Below are 18,921 nucleotides of genomic sequence, written 5' to 3' on the forward strand. Positions count from 1 at the left end.
CATGAGCACCACCGCGACGACCTACGGAGCGCGCGACCACGCCCGCGCCCAGGCCGGCACCGTGGTCGACACGATGCCGTCGATCCCGGCGAGCACCTGGCCGTCACCGCCGCCCGAGGTCGCCCCCGAGGCGCTGACCTGGGCCGAAACCGTGGCCGGCGGCGGGTACACGCACAAGGTGCTGGCCCGGGGCACGCGGCTGCGGCTGACCGACGTCGACGGCGACGCCTGCGCGCACCTGCTGCTGTTCAACGCCGAGGGGCCGTGGGAGCGGCTGAACGTCGCCGACACGGTCAAGGTGCAGTGGAACGCCTACCTGGGCGAGTCGGTGGCGCTGCTGTCCGACCAGGCCCGCGTGCTGGCCACGATCGTCGCCGACTCCAGCGGGCGGCACGACGCCCTGTGCGGCACGTCCACTGTGGACGGGAACATTGAGCGCTACGGCGACGGCGCCCCGGAGGGCCCCTCCCCCGCCGGGCTGCCGCTGTTCACCTTGGCGGCGGCCAAGAACGGCCTGGGGCCACGCGACCTGCCGCCGAGCCTGTCGTTCTTCCAGGGCGTCCGGGTCCAGCCGGAAGGCGGCCTGGAGTTCATCGGGTCCGCGGGTGCCGGCAAGGCCGTCGACCTGCGGATCGAAATCCCGTCGATCGTGCTGATCGCCAACGTCGCCCACCCGGTCGACCCGCGCCCGGACTACACCGTGTCGAAGCTCGAGATCCTCGCCTGGTACGACCGGCCGTCCACTCCGGACAGTCCGGAGTGGACACACACGCCGGAAGCGCAGCGCGCCTTCGAAAACACCTCCGACTACCTCACCGCCCGGGGGATCGCATGAGCACGGCCTACGAATCCCAGCTGGAAGTCAGCGTCGACGTTCCCGCGCGGGCGCCGTATTCGACGGTGCTGCAACCAGGCCAGGAGCTGGCGATCATCGACCTCGGCGGCAACCAGGCCGTGGACTTCCTCTGCTACGACGCGAACGACACGTCGAAGCGCTACAGCGCGGCCGCGACGATCGCCGCGCAGGGCAACATCTTCCTCACCACCGGCAGTGTCCTGCGCACCCAGGAGGGCGCGCCGCTGCTGACCGTCGTCGCCGACACCTGCGGGCGCCACGACACGCTCGGCGGCGCGTGCAGCAAGGAGTCCAACAGCCTCCGCTACGGCCAGCACACCCGCCACCAGCACGCCTGCGTCGAGAACTTTCTCATCGAGGGCGCCAAGTGGGGACTGGGCAAGCGCGACCTGGTCAGCAACGTCAACTGGTACATGAACGTGCCGGTCGAGGAGGACGGCACCCTCGGCATCGTCGACGGCATCTCGGCGCCCGGCCTGGAAGTCCGGCTGCGCGCCGAGACCGACGTGCTGGTGCTCGTCTCGAACTGCCCGCAGATCAACAACCCCTGCAACGGGTTCGACCCGACGCCGGTGCGGATGGTCGTCATCTCCCCGGGAGTCGGCGCGTGAGGCTGCTCGTCGCCAACCGCGGCGAGATCGCGGTCCGGATCCTGCGCAGCGCGAAGGAACTGGGCCTCGAGACCGTCGCGGTGTACTCCGACGCCGACCGGCTCGCCCCGCACGTGCGGCTCGCCGACCGGGTCGTCCGGCTCGGCCCGGCGCCCGCGGCGGAAAGCTACCTGCGCGCCGGTGCGATCGTCGCCGCGGCGCTGGAGACCAGCTGCGACGCGATCCACCCGGGGTACGGCTTCCTCTCGGAGGACGCGGCGTTCGCGCGCGCCTGCGAAGACGCCGGGATCGCGTTCGCCGGGCCCGCCCCGGAGCACCTGGAGGTGTTCGGCAGCAAGCACACCGCGCGCGAGGCGGCGATCGCGGCGGGCGTGCCGCTGCTGGCCGGCACCGGCCTGCTGTCCGATGTGGACGAAGCGCTGGCGCGCGCGGCGGACATCGGCTACCCGGTGATGCTCAAGGCGACCGGTGGCGGGGGTGGGATCGGGATGCGCGCCTGCGCGTCACCCGACGAGCTGCGCGCCGCCTGGGACACCGTGCGCAGCGTCGCGGCCAAGAGCTTCGCCAGCTCCGGGGTCTTCCTCGAACGCCTGGTGACCCGCGCGCGGCACGTCGAGGTCCAGGTGTTCGGCGACGGCTTCGGCGAGGTCCTGGCCCTGGGCACGCGCGACTGCTCGCTGCAGCGGCGCAACCAGAAGGTCATCGAGGAGTGCCCGGCCCCGGAGCTGCCCGAGGACGTCCGGAAGCACCTGGTGGAGTCCGCCGTCGCGCTGTGCTCGTCGGTGCGGTACCGCTCCGCGGGCACCGTCGAATACGTCTACGACGCCGGACGCGGCGAGGCGGCGTTCCTCGAGGTCAACACCCGGCTGCAGGTCGAGCACCCGGTCACCGAAGCGGTCTACGGCGTCGATCTGGTCGCCTGGATGCTGCGGCTCGCCCAGGGTGACCGCGCGATGTTCCGCGCGACGCCGGTCCCGCGCGGGCACGCCGTCGAAGCGCGCGTGTACGCCGAGGACCCGGGCACCGGGCACCGGCCGAGCGCGGGGCTCGTCACCCGGGTCACGCTGCCCGGGAACACCCGCGTCGACACGTGGGTCGAGCCGGGCGCGACCGTCACCGCGCACTACGACCCGTTGCTGGCCAAGGTGATCTGCACGGGTGCCGACCGCGCCGAGGCGCTGGCGAACCTGCGGGAAGCGCTCGCCGCGACCCGGTTCGACGGCGTGCAGACCAACCTCGGACAGCTGCGGGCCGCGGCCGCCGACACGGCCTTCGGCACCGCCACCCACGATACGTCCACTTTGGACCACGTCGAGGACGCCGAGCCGCGGATCGACGTCCTGCGCGGCGGGACGATGACGACCGTGCAGGACTGGCCGGGCCGCACCGGGTTCTGGGCCGTCGGGGTGCCACCGAGCGGGCCGATGGACGACCTTTCGCTGCGGCTGGGCAACCTCGCGCTCGGCAACCCGGAGGGCGCACCCGGCCTGGAGTGCACCGTGGACGGCGTCGCGCTGCGGTTCTCGCACGCCACCGAGGTGTGCGTCGCCGGCGCACCGGCGACCGTGCTGGTCGACGGCACCGAGGTTCCGTTGTGGACCCCCGTCGAGGTGCCGGCGGGTGCGACGCTGGACGTCCGGGCGTGCACGGCCGGGCTGCGCAGCTACGTCCTGGTGCGCGGCGGCATCGACGTGCCGGAGTTCCTCGGCAGCGCGGCGACGTTCACGCTGGGGAAGTTCGGCGGGCACGGCGGCCGCGCGCTGGCCGCCGGGGACGTCCTGCGTCCCGGGCCGGCCCCGGCGGACCCGATCGTCGGACCGGTCGCTCCGGCCGAACGCCCGGCCTTCGCTCCACATTGGACGATCGGCGCACTCGAAGGACCGCACGCGGCCCCGGAGTTCTTCACCCCGGACGACGTCGAAACGTTCTACGCCACGGACTGGCAGGTGCACTTCAACTCGGCGCGCACCGGTGTCCGGCTCGTCGGTCCGCGGCCCGGATGGTCCCGCGCGGACGGCGGCGAGGCGGGCCTGCACCCGTCGAACATCCACGACACGCCGTACGCGATCGGCGCCGTCGACTACACCGGCGACCTGCCGATCCTGCTCGGCCCGGACGGGCCCAGCCTGGGCGGGTTCGTCTGCCCGGCGACGGTCGCCACCGGCGAGCGGTGGAAGCTCGGGCAGCTGCGGCCGGGCGACACCGTGCGGTTCGTGCCGATCGGCACCGACCACGCGGCGGCGCTGCGGACGCGGCCGGCGTCGGCGGTCGCCCCGAGCCGGCCCGCGCGCGACGACGGCGGTGTCCTCGCGCGACTGTCCTCTTCGGACGGTATGGGAGCTTCGGGCGAGCCGTCGGTCACCTACCGCCGCAGCGGCGACGACAACCTGCTCGTCGAGTACGGCGAGATGAAGCTGGACCTGGCGCTGCGGATGCGGGTGCACGCGCTGGCCGAGCGGCTGGCGGCCGAAGGCGTGCCGGGGATCGTGGACCTGACGCCGGGCATCCGGTCGCTGCAGGTGCACGTCGACCCGGACGCGTTGCCGGTCGGCAAGGCGCTCGGGCTGGTGCGCGAGCTGGAGCGGGACCTCCCGCCGACGCACGACCTGGTGGTGCCGAGCCGCAGCGTCCGGCTGCCGCTCTCGTGGGACGACCCCGCGACGCGCGAGGCGATCGAGCGGTACATGACCGGCGTCCGCGACGACGCGCCGTGGTGCCCGTGGAACATCGAGTTCATCCGCCGCGTCAACGGGCTGTCCAGTGTGGACGACGTGTACCGCACGGTGTTCGACGCGGAGTACCTGGTGCTCGGCCTCGGCGACGTCTACCTCGGAGCACCGGTGGCGACGCCGCTGGACCCGCGCCACCGCCTGGTGACGACGAAGTACAACCCGGCGCGGACGTGGACGGCGGAGAACTCCGTCGGCATCGGCGGCGCCTACCTGTGCATCTACGGCATGGAGGGCCCGGGCGGCTACCAGTTCGTCGGGCGGACGGTCCAGGTGTGGAACAGCTGGCGCGGCGGGGACCAGCCGTGGAACCTGCGGTTCTTCGACCGGATCTCCTGGTACCCCGTGTCGGCCGAAGAGCTGCTGGACCTGCGGGCGCAGAGCGCGTCCGGCACGCTGGAACTCGACACCACCGAGGGCTCCTTCGCCTTGGCGGACTACCAGGAGTTCCTCGCGGACAACGCCGAAAGCATCGCCGGCTTCCGGGCGACGCAGGCGGCGGCGTTCGAGGCGGAGCGCCGGGCGTGGGCGGCGGCGGGCGAGTTCGACCCGAAACCGGAACCGGTCACCCGGCCACCGGCGCGGGTCGAGGCCCCGTCGGGCGGGCACGTCGTGGAGGCACCGTTCGCGGCGACGGTGTGGCGGGTCGACGTCACCGCGGGCGAACGCGTCGAGGACGCGCAGTCGCTGGTGACGCTGGAAGCGATGAAGACGGAGGCGCGGATCCCCGCGCCCGCGAGCGGTGAGGTGGTCGAAGTGCTCGTGTCCCCCGGTGACCAGGTGGCCCCCGGGACGCCCTTGGTGGTGCTGGCATGAGCCTCGAGGAGCGGGTGCGGGCCGCGTACCGGCGGATCGAACAGGTGGACCGGCCGGAGATCTGGATCGACCTGCGGCCGGAAGCCGACGTCCTGGCCGAGGCCGCCGCCTTGGAAGAGCGCGGGCTGCCGCTCTACGGCAAGCTCGTCGCGGTCAAGGGCAACATCGACGTCGCCGGCCTGCCGACGACGGCGGGCTGCCCGGACTACGCGTACAAGCCGGAAGCCGACGCGCCGGTGGTCGCGAGGCTGCGTGCGGCCGGGGCGCTCGTGCTCGGCACGACGAACCTGGACCAGTTCGCGACCGGCCTGGTCGGGACCCGCAGTCCGTACGGCGCGGTGCGCAATGCCGTGGACCCGGCGTACATCTCCGGTGGATCCAGCTCGGGCTCGGCGGTGGCCGTCGCGCTGGGGATCGTGGACCTCGCGCTGGGCACCGACACCGCCGGATCCGGGCGGGTACCGGCGGCCTTCAACGGGATCGCCGGGCTCAAACCGACCCCGGGGCTGCTGCCCACCGAAGGAGTCGTCCCGGCCTGCGCGAGCATCGACTGCGTGTCGCTGTTCGCGCGGACGGTCGAAGAAGCGTCGTTCGCGCTCACCTGTCTCGCCGAACCCGCCCAAGTCCACACGGGACGGTTCCGGCTCGGCGTCCCCGCCCCGGACCAGCTGGGCCCGCTGGCTCCCGGCTGGGCGGAGGCGTTCGAAGCCGCCGTCGCGGACTACGCCGCGGCGGGCGCCGAAGTGACCACTGTGGACATCTCGGCGTTCCTGGAGGCGGCGCGGCTGTTGTACGGCGGCGCGTTCGTCGCCGAGCGGTACACCGCGGTCGGCGAGTTCATCGACGCCCACCCGGACGCCGTCGACCCGGTCGTGCGCTCGATCATCGCGCCGGCCGGGGACATCCGGGCGCACCGGCTGTTCGCCGACCAGGCCGTCCTGGCGGGCCTGCGGGCGGAGGCACTGGCCGCACTGGCCGGCGTCGACGCACTGCTGGTGCCGACCACGACCGAGCACCCGACGATCGCCGAAGTCGCCGCGGACCCGGTCGCGGTCAACGCCCGGCTGGGCCGGTTCACCAACTCGACGAACCTGTTCGGGCTGGCGGCCCTCGCCGTCCCGGCGGGCTCGGTGGCCGGGCGGCCGTTCGGCGTGATGTTCCTCGGTGCCCCGCACGACGACCTGAAGCTGGCGGCCCTGGCGGGCTTGCGGCGTGCGTGGGTCCCGATCGTGGTGGTCGGCGCGCACCTGCGCGGCCAGCCGCTGAACCACGAGCTGACCTCGCGTGGCGGCCGGTTCGTGTCCGCGGTGTCGACGGCGGCTTCGTACCGGTTGTACGCACTGGACACGGTGCCGCCGAAGCCCGGCTTGGTGCGGGTCACGTCCGGCGGCGTTTCGCTGGCCGCGGAGGTCTGGGAGCTGCCGGTCGCGGGGTTCGGCGAGTTCGTGGCCGGCATCCCGGCCCCCCTCGCCATCGGCAAGCTGGAGCTGGCGGACGGGAGGTCGGTGCCCGGCTTCCTGTGCGAACCGGCGGCCACGGAGGGCGCGGCGGACATCTCCGCGAAGGGCGGCTGGCTGGCGCACCTCGGCGTCCGGTAGCCGGGTTGCGCCGCCGGCAGGGGAACGTGACTCGGCCGTCAATCCTCCCGGCGGTGGTCCGAGGCGGCGTTCTCCTTGCTCTCTCGCCGTCGCCAGCGCTCACGGACGGCCCGTCCCTCGGTGACGGCGAAGCGGATCACCCCGCAGACCCGCCGGATGTCTTCGGCGGTGGTCCTGGTCCCGGTGGGCACGGCCAGCACGCTTCGGGCCAGGGCCTCGGTGTGGGGCAACCCGACCGGGTTCTCGGTGCGGTAGGGCTCCAGCTCGTGGCACGCGGGAGAGAAGTAGCGCTTGGTCACGATCTTCTCGGCCGCGAGCAGCTCCTGCAGGAGATCCCGCCCGATTCCGGTGACGCTCTCGTCGATCGTCACGATGACGTACTGGTAGTTGTTGCGCTCGCGGCGATCGAACTCCACCAGGCCCACCCCGGGCAGTTCGTCCAGCTCCGCCCGGTAGAGCTCGTAGTTCTCCTCGTTCCGCCGGGCGGCTTCGGGGAGCGCGTCCAGGGACGTCAGCCCCATGGCCGCCCCGGCTTCGCTGAGTTTCGCGTTCGTCCCGCCCGCCTCGTGCCCGTACGGCCCGATGCCGAAGTTGTGCAGGGCCCGGATCTGCCCGGCGAGCTCGTCGTCGTCGGTGACGACGGCGCCGCCCTCGAAAGCGCTGACGACCTTCGTGGCGTGGAAGGAGAACACCTCGACGGCACCGAACCCGCCCACCGGGCGACCGGAGAAGCTGCACCCGATCGCGTGGGCGGCGTCGAAGAACAGCGGAACGCCACGCTCGGCCGCCAGCTTTTCCAGATCGTCGACCGGGCACGCCCGGCCCCAGAGGTGGACCCCGAGGATCGCCGCGGTGCGTTCGGTCAGCACCGCTTCGACCTGGGGGACGTCGAGGCACCCCGTGAGCGGGTCGACGTCGCAGAACACCGGCTTCAGGCCGAGCCACCGCATGGCGTGCGCGGTGGCCACGAAGGTCATCGACGGCATGACGATCTCGCCGGTGAGCCTCGCCGCGCGCGCGTAGAGCTGGAGGGCGGCGGTGGCGTTGCAGGTCGCCACGCAGTTGCGCACCCCTGCGAGATCGGCGACCCGCTCTTCGAACTCCTGGACGAGCGGACCACCGTTGGACAGCCATTGGTTGTCCAGCGCCCAGTTCATCCGGTCGAAGAAGCGCCTGCGATCGATGTTGTTCGGCTGACCGACGAGGATCGGATTCAGGAACTCCGGGCGTCCGCCGAACACGGCGAGATCGCTTACCGAACGTTTCAACTTGTCTCCCGGGAATGCTTCTCATCGCCGGCGGAACGGCTGACGCTCTCGGTGTCCGTTCTCGGCTGAAGGTGTCCCCCAACTTAGGCACGCGCGACGCGGACGAGGGCCGGATGCCGGGCTTGTGTGGGACTTTCCCCAGTAACGATCAGCCGAGAACTTGGACAACTCCGCGATAACAAGCCTCATCCGTGGGCACTTGAACGCCGATCACCTCAGTGACCCCCGGAGGCGGCCATGACCACGGCGACCACATCCCCGCAGAACACCCTCGTCCACTCGTACCTGTTCCTCCGGCGCGCCATCGGGCTCATCGGCCTGGCGCTGCCGTTCGTCCTCATCCTCGGCAAGCAGCTCGTCCAGGGCGGCGACCTGATCGGCTCGCTGAGCGGCTACTACTACACCGAGCTGCGGGACGTCCTCGTCGGCGCCATGTGCGCGGTCGGGGTGTTCCTCCTCGCCTACTACGGCCACGACTTCGTCGACAACGTCGCCAGCACGGTCGCCGGGCTGGGCGCGATCGGGCTGGCGCTCTTCCCCACCGCTCCCGACCACGACGTGACGGCGTGGGACCGCACCGCCGGCGTGCTGCACTGGGTCTTCGCGGCCGTGTTCTTCCTCTCCCTCGCCTACTTCTGCCTCCGCCTGTTCCCCCACGACGGCGAGCAGCCGCCCGGCACCGGCGTCGTCTACCGCGTCTGCGGGGTGGTGATCCTCGCCTGCCTGGTGCTCATCGCGGTGACCAAGGCGCTCGGCCTGCTGCCGGCGCTGCTGCCCGCGTTGTGGCTGGAGGCCGTCGCGGTGGAGGCGTTCGGCGTCGCCTGGCTCGTGAAAGGACAGACTCTGGAGCCCAAGAGTGTGCGGTAGCCCACTCGACCGGGCCACACCACTGGTTACCGACCGGTAACAAGGGCTATCGTGCGGCTGTGACAACCGGGGCTTCGCCCCGGGCCGGGGGCTCCGCCACCCGGACCCCCTTGAACGAACGTCTACTGATGGAGCATTCGTGGCCGCACCAGCAACGCCGCTCGCGCCGACCGCGCGGGGCGTGCGAAACGTCGCCTTCGTCGAGGGGGTCCGCACCCCCTTCGGCAAGGCCGGCGACAAGGGCATCTACGCCGGGACCCGCGCCGACGACCTGGTCGTCAACGCCATCCGTGAGCTGCTGCGGCGGCACCCCGAACTGCCGCCCGAGCGCGTCGACGAGGTGGCCATCGCCGCCACCACCCAGACCGGCGACCAAGGCCTGACCATCGGCCGCACGGCCGCGCTGCTCGCCGGCCTGCCCAAGTCGGTGCCCGGCTTCGCTATCGACCGCATGTGCGCCGGCGCGATGACCGCCGTCACCACCGCCGCGTCCGGCATCGGCTTCGGCGCCTACGACATCGCCATCGCCGGCGGCGTCGAGCACATGGGCCGCCACCCGATGGGTGAAGGCGTCGACCCGAACCCGCGGATCATCGCCGACAAGCTCGTCGACCCGACCGCGCTCGTCATGGGCCAGACCGCCGAGAACCTGCACGACCGGTTCCCGGCGATCACCAAGCAGCGCACCGACGCCTACGCCGCGCGCAGCCAGGAGCGCTACGCCGAGGCCGTCAAGACCGGCAAGATCGGCCCCGAGCTGGTCCCGGTCGCCACCCGCTCCAAGGAGCTGGGCTGGGGCCTGGCCACCGAGGACGAGCCGCCCCGCCCGGGCACCACGCTCGAAACGCTCGCGAACCTGAAGACGCCGTTCCGGCCCTTCGGCCGGATCACCGCGGGCAACGCGGCCGGCCTCAACGACGGCGCCACCGCCTCGCTGCTGGCCGACGAAGAGACCGCCCGCGAGCTGGGCCTGCCGGTCGCCATGCGGCTGGTCGGCTACTCCTTCGCCGGCGTCGAGCCGGAGGTCATGGGCATCGGCCCGGTGCCGGCCACCGAGAAGCTGTTCAAGCGCACCGGCCTGTCCATCGACGACATCGGCCTGTTCGAGATCAACGAGGCCTTCGCCGTGCAGGTGCTGGCCTTCCTCGACCACTTCGGCATCGACGACGAAGACCCGCGCGTCAACCAGTGGGGCGGCGCGATCGCCTGCGGCCACCCGCTGGCGTCGTCCGGCGTCCGGCTGATGACGCAGCTGGCCCGCCAGTTCGCCGAGCGGCCCGACGTGCGCTACGGCATGACGACGATGTGCATCGGCATCGGCATGGGCGGCACCGTGATCTGGGAGAACCCGGCGTACAACGGTTTCCAGGGGGCCAAGTAATGACTTTCACCGCTGAAGCAGCGAAGGCCGCGTTCCCGGACGAGGTCGTCACCGAGGCGAAGACCCGGCTGGTCAAGGTGCCGGGGCTCGAGAAGCCCGTCGCGCTGATCACGCTCGACAACGGCCACGACCACACCCGGCCGAACACCTTCGGCCCGCAGGGCCTGGTGTCGCTGAACACCGCGCTGGACAAGGCGTTCGAGGCCGAGCCGGCCGCGATCGCCGTCACCGGCAAGCCGTTCATCTTCGCCGTCGGCGCCGACCTGTCCGGCGTCGAATCGGTGAGCGACCCCGAGCTGGCGCGCGAAATCGCCCAGACCGGGCACGACGTGTTCCGCCGCCTCACCGAGTCTTCGATTCCGACGTTCGGGTTCGTCAACGGTGCGGTCATGGGCGGCGGCCTGGAGCTGGCGCTGTCCTGCCACTACCGGACGCTGTCGGAGAACACCGCCGCCATCGCGTTCCCCGAGGTCTTCCTCGGCCTGTTCCCGGGCTGGGGTGGCACGCAGCTGCTGCCGAACCTGATCGGCGCGGACGCCGCCGTCACGGTGATCATCGAGAACGCCCTGGCGCAGAACAAGATGCTGAACGTCAAGCAGGCGGCCGAGCTCGGCATCGTCGACGCCGTCTTCGGCTCGGCCGACTACCTCGAGCAGTCGCTGCTGTGGCTGGCTCGCGTGGTCAACGGGGAGATCACCCCGGATCGCCGCGAGATCGACCGCGGTTCGGCGTGGGACGCCGCCATCGCCCGCGCGAAGTCCATTGTGGACGGCCGCACGCACGGCGCCTCGCCGGGCGCGACCAAGGCCGTCGAGCTGCTGGAGCTGGCTCGCGAAAACGACCTCGACCGCGGGTACGCGGCCGAGACCGACGGCCTCGCCGAGCTGCTCATGTCCGACGTCCTGCGCGCCGGGCTGTACTCGTTCAACCTGGTCAACAAGCGCGCCAAGCGCCCGGCCGGCGCGCCGGACAAGTCGCTGGCCCGCAAGGTGAACAAGGTCGGCATCGTCGGCGCCGGCCTGATGGCCAGCCAGCTCGCGCTGCTGTTCGTGCGCCGCCTGAAGGTGCCGGTCGTGCTGACCGACGTCGATCAGGAGCGCGTCGACAAGGGCGTCGGGTACGTCCACGCCGAGATCGACAAGCTCCTGGGCAAGAAGCGGCTCTCCCCGGACGCCGCCAACCGGCTCAAGGCCCTGGTGACCGGCTCGCTCGACAAGGCCGCGTTCGCCGACGCCGACTTCGTCATCGAAGCCGTGTTCGAGGAGCTGGGCGTCAAGCAGCAGGTGTTCGCGGAGCTGGAGCAGCACGTCAAGCCCGAGGCGATCCTGGCGACGAACACCTCGTCGCTGTCGATCACCGCGATGGCGTCGAAGCTGCAGCACCCCGAGCGGGTCGTCGGCTTCCACTTCTTCAACCCGGTGGCCGTGCTGCCGCTGCTGGAGATCGTCCGCGGCGAGCAGACCGACGACGCGGCCCTGGCGACGGCGTTCTCGGTCGGCAAGCAGCTGAAGAAGTCCAGCGTGCTGGTGAAGGACGCCTCGGCGTTCGTCGTCAACCGGCTGCTGTTGCGCTTCCTCGGCGAGGTGCTGGTCACCGTCGACGAGGGCACGCCGTTCGAGGTCGCCGACAAGGCCCTGGAACCGCTCGGCCTGCCGATGACGCCGCTGACGCTGATGCAGCTCGTCGGCCCGGCCATCGCGCTGCACGTCGGCGAGACCCTGCACGAGTCCTTCCCGGACCGGTTCACGGTGTCCGGCAACCTCGCCAAGTTCGTCAAGGCGGGCAAGAAGGGCGTCTGGATCTGGGACGACCGGGGCAACGCCTCGGTCGACCCGGAGGTCGCCGAGCTGTGGACGCAGGGTGACCAGCCCGCCACCTCCGAGCAGGTGCGCGAGCGGGCGCTGTCCGCGATCGCCGAGGAGATCCGGATCATGCTCGACGAGGGCGTGGTCGCCGAGGCGCAGGACATCGACCTGTGCCTGATCCTCGGGGCGGGCTGGCCGTTCTGGAACGGCGGCATCACGCCGTACCTGGACCGCTCCGGCGTCTCCGAGCGCGTGAACGGCAAGCCGTTCCTCGCCCCGGGCGTGGCTTCGGTCCCGGCTCGCTAGTACTCGCCCTCTCGAGGGCACTTCGGCGGCGGCGCGGTGAGTCTCAGCTGCGCCGCCGCCGCGTCCAGATCGATCACCGTCACCCGCTCGGCGCTCCGGTAGCGGGCGTGCAGCTCCTGCGCCCACGCCTTCAGATCGGTGCCCGGGACGGCGAGCAGCGAGACCGACGGCGGGTCGACGAACACCCGCCGGACCTTCGGGTCGCCGCGCAACGACGGCACCGCGGCCCGCATGTCCTCTTCGGACGCATAGGTCACGACGACCGCCGCGCAGAGCGTGTGCCCGGCCAGCGGCGCCGGGTTCCGGTCCACCGGCAGCTCGGGCGGCCGGACGAGCGCGGCGACGAAGAACGCGAGCCCGACGCCGGCGGCCAGGGCCAGCACGATCACCGGCGGCAGCACCCGGGCCAGGGGTTTCTCCTCCACACCGAAGATCACAGCACAGTTGGCCGCCGGGACACCGCCCGTTCACCCCGGCGGCTTAGCGTCCCGCCGTGACCACCGACAGACGCCGGTTCCTCAAGGGCGCCGGGCTCGCGGCCGCCGCCGCGGGCGTGCCCCTCCCGGCCCCCGCCTTCGCCGACGCCGACCTGAGCCGGACGTGCGGCCGCTACCAGTGGCTGGTGGGCGATCACCACACGCACAGCCAGTACTCGTACGACGCGATGTACCGGATCGACCAGATCGCCACCGGCGGGCGGGCGCACGGCGCGGACTGGATCGTCTTCACCGACCACGGCCACGCCGAGCACGAGAAGGTGTCGGTCGAGCCCACCGAAGCCGACTTCCTCGCCGCCCGGCGGAAGTACCCGGACCTGCTGCTGTGGCACGGGATGGAGTGGAACGTCCCGGGCGCCGAGCACGCCACCGTCTTCTTCCAGGCCGGTGCGGAGCAGGCGGCCAAGCTGCGCGAGTTCGAGCGGACCTTCGACTGGCGGCTGACGAACTCCGAAGCGTCGAGCCCGGCGAACGAAGCCCTCGCGCTGCGGGCGTTGCGCTGGCTCGCTTCGGAAGAGCAGGCGCGGCGGATCCACGCCCCGGTCGTGCTGATCAACCACCCGCTGCGCAACGGCCGCGTCGCCCCGCACGAGCTGCGGGCCTACCGCGACGCCGCGCCGGGCATCGTCATCGGCATGGAAGGGGCGCCCGGCGCGCAGGCGGACGGCTTCCCCGAGCCGCTCGGCAACGGCGGCGCACGCGGCGGCTACGCCAACAGCCCCGGCGCCGGCTCGTGGCCCGGCTTCCCGGCCGAGGCGTACCGGACGCACGGCGGCTGGGACTGGGCGGCGGCGAAGGTCGGCGGGCTCTGGGACTCGCTGCTCGCCGAGGGGAAGTCGTGGTGGATCACCACGAACTCCGACTCGCACTACAACCGCGGCGACACGCTGGCCCGGCCGCCGGTGGCGGGCGACTGGTACGACACGCACGGCAAGTTCCCGGACCCCGTCGACACCGGTACGCCGCAGCTGCTCGCGCCGTACGCGGACTTCTACCCGGGCGAGTTCAGCCGCACGTACGTCGGCGTCACGCGGCGAAGCCTCGAAGGCGTCCTGGAGGGCCTGCGGGCCGGGCGGATCTGGCTGTCGCACGGCGGTCTCGCGCAGGACCTGCAGGTCGGCGCGTACGGCGGTGGTGCGTCGGCGACGCTGGGCGGCCGGCTGCGAGTGCGACCGGGATCGGACGTCACGGTCGTGCTGTCGGCGCGGCTGGCGTCGCGGCCGAACGGCGGCGGCTCGGTACCGCGGCTGGCGCGCCTGGACGTCGTCGCGGGCCCGGTCACCGGCCCGGCCGCCGACCGCGACACGATGACCGCGCCGGGCACGCGGGTCGTGGAGTCGTTCGAGCCGCGCTGGGCGCCGGGGCGGCAGGTCGTGTTCCGGCGCACCTTCCGGAACGTCCGGGAACCGTGCTACTTGCGCGTCCGGGGGACAAACGGCGTTTCCGAGCCCACACCGGACATCATCGGGCAGGCGAACCCCTTCGAGGACTTGTGGTTGTACGCGAATCCGATTTTCGTGGACCTGTGCTGAACGGACTGAGCCGGCGGCTGCTCGTGCGGTCGATCATGGCCGGGCTGCGGTGGCTGCTGCGCCTGCCGTCGCCCGTGCTGCGCGTGCTCGCGGGCCGGCCGGTGGTGGTGGACGGCCGCCAGCCGGTCCTCACCGCCCGGGTGCTCATGCGGGTGGCGCGCTTCGCGCCGTTCGACGCGCCGCACCACAACGGGAGCCTTTCGCGGGCCCGGACCGAGCTGAACCTGGCGGGCGCGCTCGCCGGCGCCGGGATCTGCCCGGGCGTCCGGACCCGCGACGGCTCGTGGCCCGGGCCGGGCGGGCCGCTACCGCTGCGGCTGTACGAACCGGCCGGCCTCCCCGCGCCCGGCCCGGCGATCGTGTACTTCCACGGCGGCGGGTTCGTGCTCGGCAGCCTCGACACGCACGAAGGCGCCTGCCGGCTGCTCGCCGAGGAAGCCGGGGTGCGGGTGGTGTCGATCGGCTACCGGCTCGCGCCGGAACACCCCTTCCCCGCGGCGGCTTCGGACGCGGTCGCGGCGTTCGCCCACGTGGCGTCGCACGCGGCGGAGTTCGGCGTGGACCCGGCCCGGCTGGCGGTGGGCGGCGACAGCAGCGGCGGCAACCTGGCGGCGGTGGTCGCCCACGCGGCGGCCCGCGGCGAGCTGCCCCGGCCGGCGTTTTCCCTCCTGCTCACCCCGGCGACGGACGCGCTCGGCGAGTCGGCGTCGCACCGCCGGTTCGGCTCGGGCTTCCGCCTCGACCGGGACGAATGGGCCTGGTACCGCGCGCAGTACGTGCGCGACCCGGCCCGGTACCGCGACCCGCGGGCCTCGGTCCTCTACGACGAAAGCCTCGACGGCCTCCCCCCGACGTTCGTGGCCACCTGCGGCTTCGACCTCCTCCGCGACGAAGGCGAGGCCTACGCGCACCGCCTCGCCGCCGCCGGCGTCCCCCTGGTCCACCGACACCACGAAGGCCAGCTCCACGGCTTCGCCAACCGAGTCGGCATCGACCCGGACGCCCGCGCAGCCATGCTCCACGCCGCCGGAGTCCTCCGCGCCGGCCTCGCCCTCAGCCCGCCCCGTGATCAGGAAGCCGACACGCGTGATTGAAGAGTCGACACGCGTGATTGAGGGGACGACACTCCGGATCGAGCGAGCTTCGGCGTGTCGTCCCGCCAATCACGGGAGATGACCCTTCAATCACGCGTGCTGACCCTTCGATCACGGGTCAGTGGGCCGGGAGGTGGACCGTGACGCCGAGGCCGCCGCCCACGATCGGCTCGGCCGTGACCGTTCCGCCGTGCGCCGCCACCGCGGCCCGGACGATCGACAGGCCCAGGCCGGCGCCGTGGCGGGCCGTGCGGGCCACGCCGGCGCGGCGGAACGGCTCGAACAGCTCCGGCACCGCCGCCGGGTCGACCAGGCCGCCCGAGGAGCGGACGCGCAGCATCGACCACCGCGGCCCCGGCTGCGTCACGACCTCGAGCCAGCCGCCCTCGACGTTGTGGCGGACCGCGTTCTCCAGCAGGTTGCCCGCGATCCGCTCCAGCAGCGCCGGATCGCCGAACGCGGACGCCGGCGGCGTCGTGAACGACGCCCGGATCCCGCGCTCCCCGGCTTCGCGCCGCACCGCGCGCCACGCCCGGTCGACGACCACCGCGAGGTCCACCGGCTCGTGCACGCCGAGCCCGGCGGCGTCGGTGCGGGCCAGCAGCAACAGGGAGTTGACCAGCTGCCCGGCGCGTTCGGTCGCGTCGCGGACCACCCCGCCCATCCGGCGCAGCTCGGCTTCGTCGGCGTCGTCGTCCGACAGGGTGACGTCGAGTTCCGTGCGGATCACCGACAACGGCGTCCGCAGTTCGTGACTCGCGTTCGCGACGAAGTGGCGTTGCGCGTCGAACGCGGCCTGGAGCCGGTCGAGCATGTCGTCGAACGTGCCCGCCAGCTCGGCCAGCTCGTCGCGGGAGCGGATCTCGCCGATCCGCTCCCCCAGCGACTCGACCGACAGCCGCCGCGCGGTGCCGGTGATCTCGCGCAGCGGCAGCAGCACGCGGGAGGTGAACGTCCAGGCGAGGATCGCCGCGGCCGCGACGACCAGCAGGAACGCCAGCGACCCGAACAGCAGCATCCGGTCGCGGGCGTGCACGCGCAGGTGCTCGGCGAGCGTCGAGGCGTCGACCTCGACGCCGTCGACGACCACCGTGCTGCCCGGCGGCATACGCGGGACGGCGTCGAGCGAATCCCGCACCAGCGTCCAGGCCAGCCAGAGCAGCAGCAGGCTGACGGCGGCGACCAGCACGGTCGCCAGCAGGGTGATCCGGGCGCGGAGGCTGCGGGTGCCCGGCAGGTTCACGCGCGCGAAGCGCCGGGCTCCGGCACCCGGTACCCGGAGCCGACCACCGTCTCGATGATCCCCGGCTCGCCGAGCTTCTTGCGCAGCGTCATCACGGTGACCCGGACGGTCGTGGTGAACGGGTCGGCGTTCTCGTCCCAGACGCGTTCGAGCAGCTCCTCGCTGCTGACCACCGATCCGGCGGCCTGCAGCAGGACCTCCAGGACGCCGAACTCCTTGCGCGTCAGCTCCACCGGCCCGCTCGCGCGCCGGACGGTCCGCTTCGCCGGGTCCAGTTCGACGTCCCCGGCGGTGAGCAGCGGCGGCGCGGCCGGGGTGGCCCGCCGGCCCAGCGCGCGCACTCGCGCGACCAGCTCGGGGAAGGCGAACGGCTTGGCGAGGTAGTCGTCGGCGCCGAGCGAAAGCCCCTCGACGCGGTCGGACACCGAGCTGCTCGCGGTGAGCATCAGCACCCGGGTCAGCTCCCCGGACGCGACGATCTCCCGGCACAGCTCGTCACCGGACATCCCGGGCAGGTCCCGGTCCAGCAGCACGACGTCGTACCGCGTGACGGCGGCCTTCTCGTGCCCGTCGTCCCCGGTGAGCGCGACGTCCACCGCCATGCCCTCGCGGCGCAGGCCACGGGCGATCGCGTCGGCCAGGGGTTCTTCGTCCTCGACTACCAAAACTCGCACCAGCCCACAATCCCATATTTTCCTGAGAGTGCCCTTTAAGGACTGTGTGTGACCGGTGAGAGCCAGCGCAGCGCGAACCACAGCCGCATCCGGACCTCCGGGTCCGCCAAGTCGGCCCCCAGCGCCTTCTCCACCTGCGCGATCCGGTGCCGGACGCTGTTGCGGTGGACGCCCAGCTCCGCGGCCGTCGGTTCCCAGGCGCCGTGGTGGGCCAGCCACGTCCGCAGCGTCGGCACCAGTGACCGGTCCCCCGCGCGATCCAGCGCCACCAGCGGCTCCAGCGCCTTCGCCGCGAACCCCCGGGAAGCGTCCGGGTCCAGCAGCGCGCCGAAGTCCAGCGGCTCACTCCCGGCCACGATCGGCCGGCCGAGGGCGAGCGCCCGCGAAAGCAGCAGCTCCACCTCGGCCCAAGCCGAGGCCGCCCGGGAAGCGGGCACCGGCGAGCCCACCGCGGCCAGCCAGCCGTGTTCGCGCAGGTCCTCCAGCACCGGCGGCGAGACCGCCCCGGCGACGGCCACGAAGGAGGGCCCGGGCCGCACCGAGACCAACGGCGTGTCCAGCCGCGCGCGCAGCCAGTCCGGGCGCTGGGCCACCTCGCCGGGGCCACGCCGGTACGTCGCCCCGGCGACCAGCCGGACGGTCTCCGAGCCCAGCAGCGACCGGGCCACTTGCCCGGGGGACGTCCGGCCGAGCAGGAGGCCGGTGGCCGCGGCGCCCAGCTCGGCCGCGTCCGAGCCCGCGCGGCCGACCAGGCCGAGCAGGGCCGCGCCGACGGCGAGGATCGCCCGCTCGGCGCCGTCGAGCCGCCGCGACCGGCCGACGACCACCAGGTGCGACGCCGTGGCCTGCGGGTACACCGGCTGGACGACGACGAACCCGCCGGCGAGCTCGGTGGTCGCGCTCCGGATCCCGCTGCCCGCCCGCACGGTGGCCATCAGCTCCCGCACCGGGAGCGGCAGCGGCGAAGGCGCGTCGTGCGCCGAGGCCAGCACGTCCCCGGCGCCGACCAGGGCGACCCAGGACCGCAGCACCGCCGCCAGCGACGACGTCAGCTCGCCGAGTCCGCCACCCGCGGCGCGCGTCAGCGTCTCGCGCGCCGCGGTGATCCGCCGCTGGTCCCGCTGCCCGGCCTCGGTCAGCGCGACCGAGACCGCCCGGTTGACCGCCAGGAACGGCGTGCGCGCGGGCACCACCAGCAGGGGCAGCCCGCGCCGCGCGCACGCCCGGCGCAGGGGCTCCGGCAGGGTCTCGTGCACCGTCGGGGTCAAGCCGAACCCCAGCGCCGTCACACCGGCGTCGCGCAGGCCGCGCACGTACCGGTCGAGCTGCTCCGGCAGGTTGACGCCCGCGGTGAGGATCAGCTCGCCGCCCACCAGGTAGGGCGCGGGGTCCTGCAGCTCACTGACGTGGGCCCAGCGCACCGGGGCGTCCAGCGCGCCCGGCCGCAGCGTCTCGGGGACGACGTCGAGCGCGAGCTCCCGGTTGCCGAGCACGTCCCGTAACGGGACATTCACCTCCGTGGGCGAAAAATCCGGGGTCGTGGCCATTTCGTCCCCGCTTAAGTCGACTTGGGGACGAATCATCCCATGCCGAGGGGGTGGCGGGCGAACCTACGGTGACCGAAACCGACGTGAGGAGGACACC

Annotated in this window: 14 protein-coding genes; 9 read left to right on the forward strand and 5 right to left on the reverse strand. The window is 72.8% G+C overall.

Translation table 11 applies throughout. The features are described 5' to 3' along the window. The first annotated feature begins 1 nt into the window (after position 1). From C2L58_RS21885 to C2L58_RS21900, 4 genes are read left to right on the forward strand one after another with little or no spacing between them, the layout of a single operon-like run. Positions 2–835 (forward strand): urea amidolyase associated protein UAAP1, encoded by an 834-nt coding sequence (locus C2L58_RS21885; RefSeq protein ID WP_103339488.1) that lies wholly within the window; start codon positions 2–4, stop codon positions 833–835. Continuing rightward, positions 832–1,467 carry an urea amidolyase associated protein UAAP2 gene (locus tag C2L58_RS21890; protein ID WP_103339489.1) on the forward strand — a complete coding sequence of 212 codons (636 nt, stop codon included), beginning with the start codon at positions 832–834 and terminating at the stop codon, positions 1,465–1,467. Before C2L58_RS21885 ends, C2L58_RS21890 begins: the two co-directional genes overlap by 4 nt. Further along, positions 1,464–5,012: an urea carboxylase gene (gene uca / locus C2L58_RS21895; protein ID WP_103339490.1), complete on the forward strand. Its 3,549-nt coding sequence runs from the start codon at positions 1,464–1,466 to the stop codon at positions 5,010–5,012. Before C2L58_RS21890 ends, uca begins: the two co-directional genes overlap by 4 nt. After that, positions 5,009–6,610, forward strand: coding sequence for an allophanate hydrolase (locus C2L58_RS21900; protein WP_103339491.1), 1,602 nt, complete (start codon positions 5,009–5,011; stop codon positions 6,608–6,610). The genes uca and C2L58_RS21900 overlap by 4 nt, the downstream gene beginning before the upstream one ends. Before the next feature lie 38 nt (positions 6,611–6,648). On the opposite strand, the gene C2L58_RS21905 is transcribed toward C2L58_RS21900, so the two are convergent. Next, positions 6,649–7,878: a dTDP-4-dehydro-6-deoxyglucose aminotransferase gene (locus tag C2L58_RS21905; RefSeq protein ID WP_103339492.1), complete on the reverse strand. Its 1,230-nt coding sequence runs from the start codon at positions 7,876–7,878 to the stop codon at positions 6,649–6,651. A 237-nt stretch (positions 7,879–8,115) separates the two neighbouring features. On the opposite strand from C2L58_RS21905, the gene C2L58_RS21910 reads away from it, so the two are divergent. From C2L58_RS21910 to C2L58_RS21920, 3 genes are all read left to right on the forward strand, one after another. Beyond that, positions 8,116–8,745, forward strand: coding sequence for a DUF998 domain-containing protein (locus C2L58_RS21910; RefSeq protein WP_103339493.1), 630 nt, complete (start codon positions 8,116–8,118; stop codon positions 8,743–8,745). 181 nt (positions 8,746–8,926) lie between these two features. Beyond that, positions 8,927–10,126, forward strand: coding sequence for a thiolase family protein (locus C2L58_RS21915; RefSeq protein ID WP_103339494.1), 1,200 nt, complete (start codon positions 8,927–8,929; stop codon positions 10,124–10,126). Then, the gene (locus C2L58_RS21920; protein ID WP_103339495.1) at positions 10,126–12,237 is read left to right on the forward strand and encodes a 3-hydroxyacyl-CoA dehydrogenase NAD-binding domain-containing protein; all 2,112 of its coding nucleotides are present in this window, start codon (positions 10,126–10,128) and stop codon (positions 12,235–12,237) included. The genes C2L58_RS21915 and C2L58_RS21920 overlap by 1 nt, the downstream gene beginning before the upstream one ends. Here the strand turns inward: C2L58_RS21920 and C2L58_RS21925 are convergent. After that, positions 12,234–12,662, reverse strand: coding sequence for a hypothetical protein (locus C2L58_RS21925; RefSeq protein WP_233225852.1), 429 nt, complete (start codon positions 12,660–12,662; stop codon positions 12,234–12,236). The two genes, C2L58_RS21920 and C2L58_RS21925, sit on opposite strands and share 4 nt — an antisense overlap. A 68-nt stretch (positions 12,663–12,730) precedes the next feature. Between C2L58_RS21925 and C2L58_RS21930 the strand changes: the two genes are divergently transcribed. Then, entirely contained in the window at positions 12,731–14,266 is a 1,536-nt protein-coding gene (locus C2L58_RS21930; protein WP_103339497.1) for a twin-arginine translocation signal domain-containing protein, read from the forward strand. Then, positions 14,260–15,360: an alpha/beta hydrolase gene (locus C2L58_RS21935; RefSeq protein ID WP_103339498.1), complete on the forward strand. Its 1,101-nt coding sequence runs from the start codon at positions 14,260–14,262 to the stop codon at positions 15,358–15,360. The genes C2L58_RS21930 and C2L58_RS21935 overlap by 7 nt, the downstream gene beginning before the upstream one ends. A gap of 118 nt (positions 15,361–15,478) precedes the next feature. Here the strand turns inward: C2L58_RS21935 and C2L58_RS21940 are convergent, their stop codons facing one another. From C2L58_RS21940 to C2L58_RS21950, 3 genes are read right to left on the reverse strand one after another with little or no spacing between them, the layout of a single operon-like run. After that, the gene (locus C2L58_RS21940; protein ID WP_103339499.1) at positions 15,479–16,603 is read right to left on the reverse strand and encodes a sensor histidine kinase; all 1,125 of its coding nucleotides are present in this window, start codon (positions 16,601–16,603) and stop codon (positions 15,479–15,481) included. After that, positions 16,600–17,277, reverse strand: a complete 678-nt coding sequence (locus C2L58_RS21945) for a response regulator transcription factor (RefSeq protein WP_034284338.1) — start codon at positions 17,275–17,277, stop codon at positions 16,600–16,602. Before C2L58_RS21945 ends, C2L58_RS21940 begins: the two co-directional genes overlap by 4 nt. Positions 17,278–17,312: 35 nt before the next feature. Beyond that, entirely contained in the window at positions 17,313–18,791 is a 1,479-nt protein-coding gene (locus C2L58_RS21950) for a PucR family transcriptional regulator (protein WP_255410549.1), read from the reverse strand. Between the last annotated feature and the right edge of the window lie 130 nt (positions 18,792–18,921).

The sequence above is a fragment of the Amycolatopsis sp. CA-126428 genome (assembly GCF_002904335.1).
GTDB lineage: Bacteria > Actinomycetota > Actinomycetes > Mycobacteriales > Pseudonocardiaceae > Amycolatopsis.

Coding starts and splice junctions, on each gene's coding strand:
- C2L58_RS21885 (WP_103339488.1), top strand. CDS start 2: ATGAGCACCACCGCGACGACCTACGGAGCGCGCGACCACGCCCGCGCC.
- C2L58_RS21890 (WP_103339489.1), top strand. CDS start 832: ATGAGCACGGCCTACGAATCCCAGCTGGAAGTCAGCGTCGACGTTCCC.
- C2L58_RS21900 (WP_103339491.1), top strand. CDS start 5,009: ATGAGCCTCGAGGAGCGGGTGCGGGCCGCGTACCGGCGGATCGAACAG.
- C2L58_RS21910 (WP_103339493.1), top strand. CDS start 8,116: ATGACCACGGCGACCACATCCCCGCAGAACACCCTCGTCCACTCGTAC.
- C2L58_RS21920 (WP_103339495.1), top strand. CDS start 10,126: ATGACTTTCACCGCTGAAGCAGCGAAGGCCGCGTTCCCGGACGAGGTC.